This is a genomic window from Spirillospora sp. NPDC048911 (genome assembly GCF_043198015.1).
Classification (GTDB): Bacteria; Actinomycetota; Actinomycetes; order Streptosporangiales; family Streptosporangiaceae; genus Spirillospora.
Genome location: NZ_JBICUD010000002.1, coordinates 961,665 through 976,531, shown reverse-complemented (window position 1 = coordinate 976,531; position 14,867 = coordinate 961,665). Strand labels below are relative to the sequence as shown.

Sequence of the window (14,867 nt, the reverse complement as noted above, 5' to 3'; positions counted from 1 at the left end):
CTCGGGGGAGCCATCATGACGAACCGCCCCATCGCGGCCTTCAGCGCCGTAGCCGCGATCACCGTGGCTCTCGGCACCGTCGTCGCGGTGTCGGCCCAGGAGAACGAGGCGCTGGACGCCGCGCTCGCGGCGGGCGTCGGGGTGCGCAAGCCCGCGAAACCCTCCGACTTCAACGGCCGCGCCGAGCTCGTCGTCGGCACCCCGTTCGAGAACGGCTACAAGGTCGCCGGCACGTCGCGGTACGTCTGGCCCGGCCGCCTGTACGTCTTCACCGGCACCCGCGCGGGCCTGACCGTCAAGGGCGTCAGGAACCTCGGCCCCGCCGACATCGGCGTCAACCGGCACAACGCCCTGCTCGCCGACCCACTGCTGCCGTGAGGTGAGGTGGCGGTCCTGCCCCTGGGGGCAGGACCGCTGTTACAGGACGGCGATGAGGCGCTGGCGTTCGTAGGCGGTCACCTGGCGGCGGTAGTCCTCCCATTCCTGGCGCTTGTTGCGCAGGAAGAAGTCGAAGACGTGCTCGCCGAGGACGTCGGCCATCAGCTCGGAGCGCTCCATGGCGTGGATGGCCTCGTCCAGGCTCTGCGGGAGCGGCTCGATGCCCAGTGCGCGGCGTTCGGCGGCCGTGAGGGCCCAGACGTCGTCCTCGGCGCCCTGGGGCAGCTCGTAGCCCTCTTCGATGCCCTTGAGGCCGGCGCCGAGGATCGCGGCGAACGCCAGGTAGGGGTTGGCGGCGGTGTCGAGGGAGCGGAACTCGATGCGGGTCGCGTGGCCCTTCTGCGGCTTGTACATCGGGACGCGCACCAGGGCGGACCGGTTGTTGTGGCCCCAGCAGATGTAGGAGGGGGCCTCGCCGCCCGCGCCCGCGGTCGAGCCGACGCCGCCCCACAGGCGCTTGTAGGAGTTGACCCACTGGTTGCAGACGGCGGTGATCTCGGCCGAGTGGCGGAGGACGCCGGCGATGAACGCGCGGCCGACCTTGGAGAGCTGGAACTCGGCGCCCGGCTCGTAGAAGGCGTTGCGGTCGCCCTCGAAGAGCGACATGTGGGTGTGCATGCCCGAGCCCGGGTGGTCGGTGAAGGGCTTGGGCATGAACGAGGCGAACACGCCCTGCTCCAGCGCCACCTCCTTCATCACCAGCCGGAACGTCATGATGTTGTCGGCGGTGGTGAGCGCGTCGGCGTAGCGGAGGTCGATCTCCTGCTGGCCGGGGGCGCCCTCGTGGTGGCTGAACTCCACCGAGATCCCCATGGCCTCCAGCATCATGATCGCGTTGCGCCGGAAGTCGTGCGCGGCGCTGTGGGGCGTGTGGTCGAAGTAGCCGCCCGAGTCGACCGGGACCGGCTCGCGCCCGTCCTCCGGCCGGTCCTTGAGCAGGAAGAACTCGACCTCGGGATGGGTGTAGAAGGTGAAGCCGAGATCGGCCGCGCGGGCCAGCGCGCGCTTGAGCACGTAGCGCGGGTCGGCGAAGCTCGGCGTTCCGTCGGGCATGAGGATGTCGCAGAAGATCCGCGCGACCCCGGGGCCCTCGGACCGCCACGGCAGCACCTGGAACGTGGACGGGTCCGGCTTGGCGATCATGTCGGCCTCGTAGACTCGCGCGAAGCCCTCGATCGCCGAGCCGTCGAAGCCGATGCCCTCGGCGAAGGCGCCTTCGAGCTCGGCGGGCGCGACGGCGACGGACTTCAGGAAGCCGAGCACGTCGGTGAACCACAGCCGGATGAAGCGGATGTCGCGCTCCTCCAGCGTGCGGAGCACGAACTCCTGCTGACGGTCCAAAGCCTTCTCCCTACCGATCGCCGTGCCGACTTCCGACGTATGCCCGTGCCGGCCGCCGTCACACAGAGTTTCCGCAGGTGCCGACAGGTCCAGCCACTTCGCAGTATGCCCCGGCGCTGTTTCGGAGACGTTACACGCCCGAGATCACGTCGCAGCCGGGTACGAAGCCGCACATACCGCCACCCCGAACTCTGCCACACGACCTGCGCGTCCTCACAGCAGCAACCCCGATCGTGAGCCATTACCGGGGCTTCCCCCAAATTTGACGTGGCGGGCATCGAGATGCGGCAAGGTGATCATTAGCGTGGGACGGGTCGTGGACACCCTGCTGCACTCGCTGACCGACCGGCTCGCCGCCCTCGCCGCCCCTTCGGACATGCATCCGGATGCCTGGCCGCTGGGCGAACGGCTGGAGGCCTGGGGACGCGGCAGCGGGCTCGTGCTGGGCGATCCCGACACCTCACCGCTGGGCAGGGGACGGTTCGAACGGCTGGCTGCGAGAGTCTTCCCGGCCGGTGACCTGGAGCGGGTGGAGCTGTTCGCCCGCTGGCTGACCTGGACCTTCGCGGTGGACGACCTCCTCGACGACGCGCCCATGGCGACCAGTGCCACCGCCGTGCACGGGCTGTACGGGGATCTGCTGAAGGCGATGCGCCGCGGTCACGCGGCCCCGGGGGCGCGGCCTCTGGAGGCGACGGCCGTGGAGCTGTGGCGGGCCGCCGCGGCCGGCATGAGCCGCGACTGGCGCCGCCGGTTCCTGCTGCACATGGAGGAGCACCGGGCCGGGTGCGCGGCGGAGGCGGTGGGCCGTCGGATGGGCGAGACTCCCACACCGGACGCGTATCCGGCGCTCCGGCGGCGGGCCGCCGGGCCGTTCCTGCTCGATCTGATCGAGCCGGTGCTGGGCGTGGAACTGCCGCCCCGCCTGCTCGGCACCTCGCCGTGGAAGACCGTGGCCGAGGGCACCGCCGACGTGCTGGCCTGGAGCAACGACCTCGCCTCGTACGGCAAGGAGACGGCGCGCGGCGACGTGCACAACCACGTCGTGGTGCTGGCGGCCGCCCGCGGCCTCGAACCGGCGCAGGCCGCCGACCGGGTGGTGGATCACATCGTCGACCGCGTCATGGACGTGCGGGGGGCCGTCCGGGCGATGAACGACACGTTCGCCATGCTGGGCCTCTCCCCGGCGGAACGCGACGCCGTGACGCGGATCGTCGGCGCCTTCGTGGGCGCGCCCCGGGCCCACCTCGACTGGCTCACCGAGTCCGGCCGCTACTGCCGGTCCGGCGTGCCGGACCAGGCCTCGCCGGCGCCCGGTCAGCGCCAGCCGCGCCTCGACGCCCTCGCCTCACTGCGCTGATCCCCTCTGCGCTGATCCCCTCTGCGCTGATCCCCTCGGCGCTGATCCCCTCGGCGCTGATGCCTCACTGCACTGACGGCGACTCCGCCAGAGCGTCGCCGGCCCTGGTGCGCGTGTAGAGGACGCGGCGGCCGAGGCGGTGCCCGGTGACCAGCCCGCAGGCCCGCAGGACGCCGAGATGCTGGCTGATCGCGCCCGGCGTCACGTTCAGGCGCCGGGAGAGCTCGGTGGTCGAGGCCGGGGAGCCGAGCGCGAGGAGCAGTTCGGCGCGGCGCCGTCCGATGAGGGCGGCGAGGGCGTCCGGCGGCGCGGCCGGGCTCGACTCCCAGAGGGTCGCCACGCCGTACGGCGGATAGCTGAGCATGGGTTGATACGGCGGCACCATCACCGAGACCTGAGGCCACACGAAGACGCTGGGCACGAGCAGCAGCCCGCGGCCGGCGAGCTCGCCCCGGTAGTCCCACCGGCGGTCGACGAAGAGGGTGCCGCCGTGCCAGCGGACGGCCGGGTGGAGATCGGCGAAGACGCCCTCCGCGCCGTTCGCCGCCAGGGCCCGGGTCCGCCGCAGCACGTCGCCTTCCAGCAGATCCCGGATCCGCTCCCAGTACGGCTCGACGGCGGCGCTCCAGAACCGTCCGAGCTGGACGCAGACCGCCTCCAGAGTGCGGGCGGGCTCGGCCGCCATCGCCCGCCGCGCCGCCCCCGCCGCGCCGCCCCGTTCGGTCAGGCGGAGCTCCTCGGCGACGACCTCGGGCGGCGTCGCCCGGACGATCTCCAGCTCGGCGGCGAAGTCCGGCAGCGGCGTCCCTGGCGGCGGGGTCAGGAAGTCCGGGATGTAGTCGGTCGCCGGTACCGCGCTCCGCAGGAACCCCACGTCGAGCCCGCGCAGTTTCGGCCGCACGGCGTGCACCCACGGCAGGTGCAGCGCGTGCCGGGACGGGTCGGCCAGGACCCGCAGCCCGCGTACCAGTTCCCAGAGCGGCGAGAACGCGAACCGCACCCGCGCCACGTCGTCCGTGTGGAAGACGAACTCGATCATTTAGTCCAGGCTAAATGATTTTCGCGGCCCCGCCACCGCCCGGAACATCGATCATGTGACCGCCCTAGAGGAGACCCCCGCCGCCGTCCCCGTCGTCGAACCCCTGAGCCGCGCCAGGCTGCCCGCGTTCCTGCACGACCGGATCGGCGGTTTCCCGCGGACGTTCTGGATCCTGTGGTCGGGCACGCTGCTCAACCGGCTCGGCACGATGGTCGAGCCGTTCCTGGGCCTCTACCTGACCACCACCCGCGGGCTGTCGCTGGGCCAAGCGGGCCTGGTGATGGCCGTGCTCGGAGCCGGGTCGCTCGGGAGCCAGATCGTCGGCGGCATCCTGACCGACCGGATCGGACGCAGGATCACGCTGGCCCTCGGCACCGTCCTCACCGGGCTGGCGATGCTCGCGCTCGGCTACGCGCAGGGCATCGTGTCGATCGTCGCGGCGGTGCTGGTCCTCGGACTGGTCCTGGACATCTACCGGCCCGCGTCGCAGGCGATGGTCGCCGACATCATCTCCCCCGCCGAACGGCCGCGCGCGTTCGCGCTGCTGTTCTGGGCGATCAACCTGGGCTGGGCGATCGCGACCGTCCTCGGCGGCACGCTGGCCCAGCACGGCTTCCTGTGGCTGTTCTGGATCGACGCGATCACCTGCGCCGGCTTCGGCGTCCTCGTCTGGCGGGCGGTCCCGGACTCGCGGCCCGAGCGCGCCCGCGCCGGCCGTGACGAGGGCGGCTTCCTCGACGTGCTGCGCGACCGGGTCATGGTCTTCTACGTGCTCATCGGGATCGTCTACACGTTCGTGCTCCTCCAGGGCATGACCACCATGGCCCTCGCCATGAAGGAGGACGGCCTCGGGCCGCAGGCGTACGGGATCGCGATCGCCGCCAACGGCGTCATCATCATCGCCGTGCAGCCCCTGGTCGCCGCGTGGCTGAGCCGCCGCGACCACAGCCGGGTGCTGGCCACCGGGATGGCGCTCGTCGGTCTCGGCTACGGGCTGACGGCCGTCGCCTCGTCGCTCTGGAGCTACGTCGGCACGGTCCTGGTCTGGACGCTGGGCGAGATCATCGCCGCGTCCGTGCTCCAGGCGGTCGTCGCCGACCTCGCGCCGGTCCATCTGCGCGGGCGCTACAGCGGCCTGTACGGGATGGCGTGGTCGGGCGGGTTCCTGCTGGCCCCGCTCGGCGGCACCCAGCTGCTGGGCATCGGCGCGCCCGCGCTGTGGCTGACCTGCCTCGGGCTCGGTCTCGTGGCGGCCGCGGGCCAGCTCGGCCTCGGCCCGGCGATCCGCGGCCGCCGCGAGCAGGCCCTGCTCGCGGCCGTCTGACCCCGGCCGGACCCGCGCCGCTACTCGCGGTGGTGGTTCTCGCCGGGCCAGGCGGGGACGGGCTCGGAGGGGTCGGGGTCGACGCCCGGGACGATCTGCTCGCACCAGACGACCTTGCCGGCGGCGGTGCGGCGGGTGCCCCAGCGGTGGGCGAGCTGGCTGACGACCAGCAGGCCGCGCCCGTTCTCCTCGTCGTCGGTGGCGTGCCGCAGTCGCGGTAGTGCGGCGGAGCGGTCCAACACTTCACAGACGACGGTGCGCTCCAGCAGCAGCCGCAGCTGGATCGGGCCGCCGGGGGCGTAGCGCAGCGCGTTGGTGACGAGCTCGGAGGCGAGCAGCTCGGTCGTGTAGGAGAGGTCGCCGAGCTCCCACTCGTCCAGCTTGCTGCGGACCAGGCCGCGGGCGCGGCGGACGGCGGCGGGATCGGCGGGCAGTGTCCAGGTGACGAAGCGGTCTTCGGGGAGACGGTGCAGCCGCGCGATGAGCAGCGCGATGTCGTCGCGGTGGTGGTCGGCGTAGACGCCGTCGAGGGTCGCCTTGGCCAGGTGCTCCATCGGCAGGCTGGTGCTCTCGGGGCCGAAGATGCCCTGCAGCCGGGCCAGGCCGTCGTCGATGTCGGTGCCGCGGTTCTCGACGAGGCCGTCGGTGTAGATGACGAAGACGCTGCCGTCCTCGACGGTGAACTCGCGGCTCTCGATCGTCGCGCCGCCCGAGACGCCCAGCGGCGGCGCGGGCGGGATCTCCAGGAAGTCGTTGGCGCCCTCAGGGGAGACGAGCAGCGGCGGCAGGTGGCCCGCTGAGGCGACCTCGACGGTGCCGGTGGTGGCGTCGTAGACCGCGTAGACGCAGGTGGCGAAGTGCGGCTCCTGCTCGCCCAGCTCGATCATCAGCTCGTGCATGACGTGCAGCGCGTCGGCGGGCGGCAGTTCGAGGTTGGCGAGGGTGTGCAGCGCGGTGCGCAGCCGGCCCATGGTGACGGCGGCGCGCACACCGTGCCCGGCGACGTCACCGACGATCAGCGCGACGCGGGCGCCGGGCAGCGCGATCGACTCGTACCAGTCGCCGCCGACCTCGACCAGCTTGCTGCCGGGCAGGTAGCGGTGCCGGACCTCGACCGACGACGGCGCGGACAGCCGGTTGGGCAGCAGGCTGCGCTGGAGGGTGAGCGCGGTCGCGCGCTCGCGGCTGAACAGCCGGGCGTTGTCGATGACGATGGCGGCGCGGGAGGCGAACTCCATGCCGATCTCGACGTCGTAGGCGTCGAACTTGCGGAAGCCGGGCACGCGGGTGCAGGCGATGAAGCCGAGCAGCGTGTCGCGGGCGATGAGGGGCAGCAGGACCATCGAGACGCCGGTGAGGAGCTGGCCCACGGGCTGGCGCCGCCACTTGCCGGCGATGTCGCCCGCGAGCTGGACGTCGACGTGCGGCAGGTGCACCGGGCGGGCGGACTCGAGCACGTCGCGGTAGGGCGTGCCCTCCGGGTAGATGAGCACCTCGCCCACCGGAAATGTCGCGGTCCATGCTGGATTGCCGTCGTCAGAGGTGACCGCGATCCGCCGCAGCACCGCCGAGCCGGACTCGCTGTGCACCTCGTCGGCGGCGACCAGGCTCTCCAGGACCAGCACCGACGCGGTCGTGCAGAAGTGCGGGACGATGACGTCGACGAGGCCCTTGGCGGTCTGGTCGAGGTCGAGGGAGGCGCCGAACCGCGCCAGCGGGTCGTCCATGAGGGCACGCCTCATCAGGGCAGGGTCCTGATAGCGCTCGCTGACCGGCAGCGCCACGCGGACGTACAGCAGCCCCGCGGGCGAGCCGGGCGCCACGCCGCCCACCAGGGGCTGCGCCGTCACCACCGACTCGGTCGTGCTGCCGTCGCCACGCCGGACGATCAGCACGGCCCGGCGTTCCTGGCCCGCGACGATCGCTTCGAGCAGGCCCTCGAGGTCGCTCTTGGAATCCTCGTCGACCAGTTCGGCGGCGGGCCGCCCGATCAGGTCCGCGGGCGGACGGCCGAGCACGGCCTCGGCGTTCGGGCCGCACTGCACGATGCCCTGGGCACCGTCGATGCCGAGCACGAGCGTCCGCGACGCCGAATCGGTAGCGGCCGTTTCGCCTTGCGGCGCAATCACGGATCTCACCTGAGGCGCTCCAGAAAGCCGGTCCTCCTACCACTCCCCAGCCGCCAGTATGGAGCATTACGGGGCACGGTGGGGAGAAGATCACACTGACCAGGCAGAAAACGGCACGGACCTGCGGCCACTTTCGGTCTTTCCGCTACCGGAACGGGCCCGGCGTCACGTTCCGGGGGCCGCGATCCCCTTCAGGAGGGTCTCCACCACGGCCTCGGGGAACCCCTCGGGCAGCTCGTCCTTCGGCGTCTTCAGGCTGAGCGATCCGATGAGCATGGCGAGCGCGACCTCGACGTCGACGTCCGCCCGGAGCTCGCCGGTGCCGAGGCCGCGCCGCAGGACCGCGCGGACGACGTCGCGGCGCGGCTCCATCACGTCCTGCCGGTAGCGGGCGTACAGCTCGGGGTGTTTCTCCGCGCCGCCGATCACGTTCCAGAAGCACTTGGCGTGCTTGCGGTGCCGGTCGGTGTGCATCGCGAGGGCGAGCACCAGCAGGTCTTCGCGCACCGAGTCGCCGGGCGGCGTGGGCAGCGTGCCCTTCACCGACGCCAGCGCGTCGACGATCAGGGCCTCCTTGTTGGTCCAGCGCCGGTAGATCGTGGTCTTGCCGACGCCGGCCCGGGCGGCCACCGCCTCGATGGAGACCCCGGCCACGCCGGACTCCTCGGCGAGCAGATCGAGCGTCGCCTCGATGATCGCCCTCTCGGCGCGCTCGCTGCGCGGCCGCCCGGGCGACCTGCCGGCCCCCGGGCGCTGCTGCGTGGTCTCTGTCATCGCGTCACGGTTTCATACTCCGGTCCCGCACTCCCGGTTCACACTCCGGCGGTCTCCCGCTCCTGGGTCTCCACGTCTCCAGTCTGCCCGGTCTCCGGCGTGATCGCGGGGGCACGGCCGGGCATCCACTTGAGGACGACCATCGCGCCGAGGAAGGCGATCACTGCCGCGGCGATCGCGGCGATGTGCATCCCGTGCATGAACGCGTGGTTGGCCGAGTCGACGAGGCCCTGACCGGCGGGGCCCATACCGGCGCCCACGTGGTTGGCGCCCTCGACGGACTCGGTCGCGACCTCGCGCGCCTGCGGCGGCAGCGCCGCGAGCCGGTCGGACAGGTCCTGGCGGTAGACCGAGGCGACGACCGAGCCGAGCACGGCGACGCCGAGGGCCACGGCGACCTGCCGGGCGGTGTTGTTGATGGCCGATCCGGCGCCGGCCTTCTCCTTCGGCAGTGCCGACATGACCGACTCGGTCGCGGGCGGCATCACGTTGGCCATGCCCGCGCCCTGCACGAAGAAGATCACGCCGAGCACCCACAGCGGGCTCGTCTCGTCCACGAACTGGTAGCCGGTCAGGGCGGCCGCGACCATGAGCAGGCCGGCGGTGCAGACCGCCTTGGCGCCGAACCGGCGCACCATGGTCGAGCTGCGCGGCGAGAAGATCAGCTGGGCGGCCGCGAACGGCAGCACCATCATCCCCGACTGCAGCGGGGTCAGCCCGCGCACCGACTGCATGTAGAAGTTGGTGAAGAAGAACACACCCGCCGCGGCGAAGAAGCAGAGTGCGATGGACGCCACGGCGGCGGACAGGCGCGGGTCACGGAAGAGCCGCACGTCGAACGCGGGGTGCTCGGTACGGGCCTCGTGCCAGACGAACAGCGCCAGCACGGCCAGGCCGAGCACGACCGGGCCCAGCACCGCGGGGGCGAGCCAGTCGCCGCGCTCGCCGCCCTGGATGATCCCGTACGAGACGGCGACCAGGCCGACGATCGACAGCAGCACGCCCGCGGGGTCGAGGCCGCCGGGCAGCGGGTTGCGCGACTCGGGCACGAGGAACGTCATCAGAAGCAGGCCGATCACCACGACCGGCACGTTGATGAGGAACACCGAGCCCCACCAGAAGTGGGCGAGCAGCAGGCCGCCGGTGACCGGGCCGATGGCCACGGCCAGGCCGACCGCGCCGGCCCAGATGCCGATCGCGCGGCCGCGCTCGTGCGGCTCGAAGACGTTGGTGATGATCGAGAGCGTCTGCGGCATGATCGCGGCACCGCCGAGGCCCATCAGGGCGCGGGCCCAGATCAGCTGGTCGGGGGTCTGCGCGTACGCCGACGCCAGCGAGGCGACGGCGAAGACGACCATGCCGCCCATGAGGACGCGCTTGCGGCCGAGCCGGTCGCCGATCACTCCGAACGTGAACAGCAGGCCCGCGAAGACCAGCGTGTAGGAGTTGATCGACCACTCGAGCTGGCTCTGCGTCGCCCCCAGCCCCTGGTTGGGGTCTGCGATGGTCTTGAGCGCCACGTTGAGGATCGTGTTGTCGAGCACGACGACGAGCAGGCTGAAGGTCAGCACGCCCAGGACGGCCCAGCGGCGGCGCTGGATGGTTTCTTGATCCACTGCACTCCCTCGGATCTTCGGGGAAGATCCAACGACACGGATGCGTTTCGTAATGAACGTACTCCTCCTCACTCCGATACGCAACCGTATCGTTTCGAAACTACCCGGGAATCCGGGAGGGTTCCCGAATCGTTGGGAGAGTGGGATCATCGGTTCCGTCCGGGTACGCCACAGTGGCGCCTCGAGACTGGAGGTTCAGCGTGTCTACTTCTTCAGCTCCCGCTGCTCAGCCGGCAGCCTTCTCTTCACCCGCCCGCCGTCCCCCATCAACCGAGACCTCCCTGTATGGCGACAAGAGCAATCGCCGGGTCACCGTACGCGACATCGCCGCCGCCAAGGAGCGGCATGAGAAGTGGCCGATGCTCACCGCGTACGACGCCCTCACCGCGCGCGTCTTCGACGAGGCCGGGATCCCCGTGCTGCTCGTGGGCGACTCCGCCGCGATGGTGGTCTACGGCTACGACTCCACGATCCCCGTCACGGTCGACGACCTGATCCCGCTGACCGCCGCCGTGGTCCGCGGCTCCAAGCGCGCCATGGTCGTCGCCGACCTGCCGTTCGGCTCGTACCAGACCGGCGTCGCCGAGGGCCTCGCCACCGCAACCCGCTTCCTCAAGGAGACCGGCGCCCACGCCGTCAAGCTCGAAGGCGGCCGCCGCGTCCTGCCCCAGGCCGAGGCCATGGTCGCCGCCGGCATCCCGGTGATGGGCCACCTCGGCCTCACGCCGCAGTCGGTCAACGTCTTCGGCGGTTACCGCGTCCAGGGCCGGGGCCAGGCGGGCGACGAGCTCATGGCCGACGCCAAGGCGCTCGAAGCCGCCGGCGCGTTCGCCGTCGTGCTCGAATGTGTCCCCGAGGACCTCGCCGCCCGGGTCACCGCCTCGCTCTCGATCCCGACCATCGGCATCGGCGCGGGCGACACCACCGACGCCCAGGTGCTGGTCTGGCAGGACATGGCCGGGCTCACCCCGCACACCGCCAAGTTCGTCAAGAAGTACGCCGACCTGCAGACCGTCCTCGGTGACGCGGCCCGGCAGTACGCGGACGAGGTCGTGGGCGGCGCCTTCCCCACGGCCGAGCACGCCTACCACTGACACGACACGCGAAAACGGCTGGAGACACCGTCTCCAGCCGTTTCGTGTCTCTGTGATTCGCGTCTCAGTCGGGGTTCGAACGGACCGGATCGCGCTGCGGCTCACCGTCGGCGAGCTCGCGCCGCGGCCCGGGTACGCGCGCCCCGTTGCCGGACACGGCGTCGACCTCGATCTCCGACCGGAGCGTACCGACGGCGGCGCGCAGGACGTCGGGACCGGCGACGTTGATCAGCAACAAGCCGAGGTTGAGCGCCTTCTGCCGGTCGGTCATCTCGTCGGCGCCGCTCAGCGCGTCCACGGCGGTGCGCAGCGCGGCCTGGTCCTCGGCCGAGACGTTCATGAGCAGCCCGAGGCAGTAGGTGGGCAGCGCGAGCCGGGCCTTGCGGAACGAGATGTCCTTCATGATCTCGCCCGCCTCGTTCGCCCGGGCCTTGGCCTGCATGCGGTCCACGCCGCGGTCGGCGGCGGCCAGCAGCGCGCTGAGCAGCGTGCTCGGCCCGACGGCCACGTCCTCGTCGCCGACCCGGACGGTGAACACCGCGCTCCGGAAGATCATCATCGAGCCGAGGCTGGCGGCCAGCACCTGCGCGGCCCCGGCCATGTCGGGCCTCGGCACGCCGAGCTTCCAGTCGAAGGTGTGAAGCAGCAGCAGTGAGCCCGCGCCCGCGGCGCCGTTGATGAGCACGTACGCCCAGGTGCTCGGGACCCGCACGAGCTTGCCCGGATGATCTCGGTAGCGGCTGATGAGCTCCGCGACCCCGACGAGACAGCTCAGGGCGATCGTGACGAGGTAACCGGCCATCACACCGGCCCGCTGCCGCCCGTCCGGCGGACGACCTCGTCGACCTCGCGTTCCACCGCGACCAGCCCGCGGTCGCGCAACGCCTCGACGGCCTCGGCCACCTCCAGCAACCCCAGCCCGGTGCCGTGGTGGATCTCTTCCAGCGTCTGCGGTGAGTTCACGGCGTCGAGCTGGTTCAGTACCCGGCGGCAGCCTTCGGGCAGGTCGGCGGCGTCACCGCCGCCCGGCGCACGGCGCCGCCCGGGGGCGGGCTCGGCCGCCGAGATGTGCCTGTCAGCCGAGGTGGGGGCGCCGCCGCCTCGCGCCGAAGTGGTGAGGAACGTGCTCCACGGATCGGCCGAGCGCTTCTGCCTCATGTTCACCTGCCCTGTTGAATTCAGATGATACGACGCGCGAACGCGGGACGGCGTTCCCCGGCGGCCGTCAGCTCTCGTCGTCGTCCTCGTGCGCCGGGCGCGACGACCGGACGACGATCAGGCGGTCGCCGCGCTTCAGCTCGCGGCAGTCCTTGGCGTCGTAGGGCAGGGTGCGGCCGTCGCGGATCAGCGCGAGGGCCGGTTCGCGGACGGCCCGGATCGTCTTGCCCAGCTCCTCGACCCGCACCTCGCGTTCGAAGAGGTCCAGGCCGCTGCCCTGCTCCAGCAGGTCCTCGATGACCTCGCTGATGTTCGGCTGCGACGTCGAGACGCCGAGGAGCCGCCCGGCCGCCTCGGACGAGGTGATGACGTGGTCGGCGCCGCTCTGCCGGAGCAGCTGGAGGTTCTCCGACTCCCGTACCGACGCCTGGATCCCCGCGGTCGGGTTGAGGTGCCGCGCGGACAGCGTGACCAGGACGGCGGTGTCGTCGCGCGCGGTGGCCACGATGATCTCCTTGGCCAGGTGCACCGACGCCTGGCGCAGGACCGAGTTCTGGGTGGCGTCTCCGACGACCCCGACGAAACCGGCCTCGGCGGCCTCCGCGGCCGCGCGCGGGTCGGGGTCGACCACGACGATCGAGGCGCGGGGGATGCCCGTGCTGAGCAGGGTCTTGATGGCGCTGCGGCCCTTCGTGCCGTAGCCGACCACCACGATGTGGTCTCGCACCCGATCCCTCCAACGGGACTGCCGCCAGTTCTGGCGGGTGCGTTCCGCGAGCACCTCGAGGGTCGTGCCGACGAGGACGATGAGGAACAGCACCCGGACGGGCGTGATGAAGACGGTGTTGACCAGCCGCGCGAACGGGGTGACCGGCGCGATGTCGCCGTACCCGGTGGTCGAGATGGTCACCGTGGCGTAGTAGAAGCAGTCGAGCAGCGAGAGCGGGCCGTCGCTGTTGTCCTTGTAGCCGTCGCGGTCGAGGTACACCGCGGCGACCACGGCGAGCAGCAGGGCGCACGCGAGCGCGACCCGGTAGAGCACCGAGCGCAGCGGCCCGACCCTGGGCGAGGGCAGCAGCACATGGACCCGCCGCGTGCCGTTCTCCTCGCCCATGATCAGCACCGTACTGAGTCAGGGGCCCGGCCGTCCCGCGCCCACGTCGATCGGGCCGCGGACATGCGTGATGAGGGTCACACGTCGGTGATGCGGAGCCCGGCGTGGGCCTTGTAGCGCCGGTTGATCGAGATCAGGTTGGCGGTGAAGGCCTCGATCTGGTGCGCGTTGCGCAACCGGCCGCCGTAGACGCCGCGCATGCCGGGGATCCGGCCGGCGAGGGCCTGCACCAGGTCGGTCGCCTCCCGGTCGTCGCCGAGGACGAGCACGTCCAGCTCCATCTCGTCGACCTCGGGGTCGAGCAGCAGTTTGGCGGAGACATGGTGGAACGCCGCGACGACCCGGCTCTCGGTGAGCACGGACTCGGCCTGCTGGGCGGCGCTGCCCTCCTCGACCGGCAGCGGGAACGCGCCCTTCTTGTCGAAGCCCATCGGGTTCACGCAGTCCACGACGATCTTGCCCGCCAGCTCGGCGCGCAGCGACTCCAGGGTGGCCTTGTGCCCCTCCCACGGCACCGCGATGATCACCACGTCGGCCTCGTTCGCGGCGGCCGCGTTCTCGGCGCCGCGCACGGGCAGCCCCTCGCCCAGCGCCTCGGCCGCCTGCTGGGCGCGCTCCGCCTTGCGCGAGCCGATGATCACCTGGTGGCCGGCCAGCGCGAAGCGGCGCGCGAGGCCGCCGCCCTGGTCGCCCGTGCCGCCGAGGATCCCGATCGTCAGGCCGCTCGCGTCGGTGAGGTCATAGGGCGTCTTCGTCTGCTGCTCAGTCATGGTCACGAGTCTGCCAGGTAGGGCCGAACCCGATTCCACCTCCCCCGGCCCCCGCGGTGCGGCACGATGGAGCGCGTGGACGCCGAGCGGGTGACGTTGCTGCGGGAGGTGCTGGCCGCCACCGGCTGGCTGGAGCGCACCGACGAGTTCGGCCGGGCGCTGCGGGTGAGCGCCCGGACGCCGGGCGGGCTGCTGCTGGTGGGCACGCCCGCCGAGGATCCCTGGCATCTGGCCGCGCACCTCGACGACGAGAGCCGCCTCGCCGAGACGCCCGAGCTGTCCCCCACGCTGGTGCGCTGGTCGCCGCCGGCGGACGCGCCGCCGCACCTCCGGATCGGGCTCGAACGCCTCGAACGGGCACAGCGGGGCGAGACGCTCTTCGTCGTCGCCGAGGAGGAGGCGCCCGTCCCGCTGCTGGAACGCGTGGACGACGCGCGGCGCACCGGCGCGGTGATCCTGGCGATGGACGGCGGCGACCGCGAGCTCCGGGGCCTGGCGCACGAGGCGCTCACGGTGTCGCCCGACGAGTCGCTCCTCTCGTTCGACGGCGCCCAGCACCTGGTCAGCGCGGCCGCCGGCCAGGCGCCCGCGCGGGCCCGGCCCGGCCCCGGCCTGCGCGACCGGCTGGCTCGCCTGCTGGACAGGATCAGCGGCACGGTCGCCGACGAGCCGCCCCTCCGCTGAGTCGCCCCCGGCCGACCAGGCAGAAT

14 protein-coding genes are annotated in these 14,867 nt (G+C 71.9%); 5 read left to right on the top strand and 9 right to left on the bottom strand.

What is annotated here, in order from left to right; genetic code table 11:
- Positions 1–15: 15 nt before the first annotated feature.
- Positions 16–378, top strand: coding sequence for a hypothetical protein (locus ACGFNU_RS11815; RefSeq protein WP_392592616.1), 363 nt, complete (start codon positions 16–18; stop codon positions 376–378).
- A gap of 39 nt (positions 379–417) precedes the next feature.
- Here the strand turns inward: ACGFNU_RS11815 and glnA are convergent, their stop codons facing one another.
- Complete coding sequence (glnA, locus tag ACGFNU_RS11810) at positions 418–1,779, bottom strand: type I glutamate--ammonia ligase (protein ID WP_392592615.1); 1,362 nt, start codon at positions 1,777–1,779, stop codon at positions 418–420.
- A gap of 304 nt (positions 1,780–2,083) precedes the next feature.
- On the opposite strand from glnA, the gene ACGFNU_RS11805 reads away from it, so the two are divergent.
- Positions 2,084–3,139 (top strand): terpene synthase family protein, encoded by a 1,056-nt coding sequence (locus ACGFNU_RS11805; protein WP_392592613.1) that lies wholly within the window; start codon positions 2,084–2,086, stop codon positions 3,137–3,139.
- 64 nt (positions 3,140–3,203) lie between these two features.
- Here ACGFNU_RS11805 and ACGFNU_RS11800 read toward each other — a convergent pair whose 3' ends face one another.
- Positions 3,204–4,178, bottom strand: coding sequence for a DUF5937 family protein (locus tag ACGFNU_RS11800; RefSeq protein ID WP_392592611.1), 975 nt, complete (start codon positions 4,176–4,178; stop codon positions 3,204–3,206).
- Positions 4,179–4,233: 55 nt separating this feature from the next.
- Here ACGFNU_RS11800 and ACGFNU_RS11795 point away from each other — a divergent pair, with 55 nt between their 5' ends.
- Positions 4,234–5,502 carry an MDR family MFS transporter gene (locus ACGFNU_RS11795; protein WP_392592610.1) on the top strand — a complete coding sequence of 423 codons (1,269 nt, stop codon included), beginning with the start codon at positions 4,234–4,236 and terminating at the stop codon, positions 5,500–5,502.
- Between the two features lie 20 nt (positions 5,503–5,522).
- On the opposite strand, the gene ACGFNU_RS11790 is transcribed toward ACGFNU_RS11795, so the two are convergent.
- The 3 genes from ACGFNU_RS11790 to ACGFNU_RS11780 all read right to left on the bottom strand — a co-directional run bounded on the left by ACGFNU_RS11790 (position 5,523) and on the right by ACGFNU_RS11780 (position 10,021).
- On the bottom strand, positions 5,523–7,631 hold the full coding sequence (locus ACGFNU_RS11790) for a SpoIIE family protein phosphatase (protein ID WP_392592608.1): 2,109 nt from the start codon (positions 7,629–7,631) through the stop codon (positions 5,523–5,525).
- Positions 7,632–7,796: 165 nt separating this feature from the next.
- Entirely contained in the window at positions 7,797–8,405 is a 609-nt protein-coding gene (locus ACGFNU_RS11785; protein ID WP_392592607.1) for a TetR/AcrR family transcriptional regulator, read from the bottom strand.
- Positions 8,406–8,443: 38 nt separating this feature from the next.
- A complete protein-coding gene (locus ACGFNU_RS11780) occupies positions 8,444–10,021 on the bottom strand; it encodes an MFS transporter (RefSeq protein WP_392592606.1) in 1,578 nt (525 codons plus the stop codon).
- Positions 10,022–10,221: 200 nt separating this feature from the next.
- On the opposite strand from ACGFNU_RS11780, the gene panB reads away from it, so the two are divergent.
- Positions 10,222–11,115 carry a 3-methyl-2-oxobutanoate hydroxymethyltransferase gene (gene panB, locus ACGFNU_RS11775; protein WP_392592604.1) on the top strand — a complete coding sequence of 298 codons (894 nt, stop codon included), beginning with the start codon at positions 10,222–10,224 and terminating at the stop codon, positions 11,113–11,115.
- 64 nt (positions 11,116–11,179) lie between these two features.
- On the opposite strand, the gene ACGFNU_RS11770 is transcribed toward panB, so the two are convergent.
- The 4 genes from ACGFNU_RS11770 to npdG all read right to left on the bottom strand — a co-directional run bounded on the left by ACGFNU_RS11770 (position 11,180) and on the right by npdG (position 14,157).
- On the bottom strand, positions 11,180–11,917 hold the full coding sequence (locus ACGFNU_RS11770) for a hypothetical protein (protein ID WP_392592602.1): 738 nt from the start codon (positions 11,915–11,917) through the stop codon (positions 11,180–11,182).
- Positions 11,917–12,273 (bottom strand): hypothetical protein, encoded by a 357-nt coding sequence (locus ACGFNU_RS11765; RefSeq protein WP_392592600.1) that lies wholly within the window; start codon positions 12,271–12,273, stop codon positions 11,917–11,919. Before ACGFNU_RS11765 ends, ACGFNU_RS11770 begins: the two co-directional genes overlap by 1 nt.
- A gap of 67 nt (positions 12,274–12,340) precedes the next feature.
- A complete protein-coding gene (locus ACGFNU_RS11760; protein WP_392592598.1) occupies positions 12,341–13,387 on the bottom strand; it encodes a potassium channel family protein in 1,047 nt (348 codons plus the stop codon).
- Positions 13,388–13,464: 77 nt separating this feature from the next.
- The gene (gene npdG / locus ACGFNU_RS11755; RefSeq protein WP_392592596.1) at positions 13,465–14,157 is read right to left on the bottom strand and encodes an NADPH-dependent F420 reductase; all 693 of its coding nucleotides are present in this window, start codon (positions 14,155–14,157) and stop codon (positions 13,465–13,467) included.
- A gap of 66 nt (positions 14,158–14,223) precedes the next feature.
- On the opposite strand from npdG, the gene ACGFNU_RS11750 reads away from it, so the two are divergent.
- Complete coding sequence (locus ACGFNU_RS11750; protein ID WP_392592594.1) at positions 14,224–14,841, top strand: hypothetical protein; 618 nt, start codon at positions 14,224–14,226, stop codon at positions 14,839–14,841.
- Positions 14,842–14,867 lie beyond the last annotated feature (26 nt).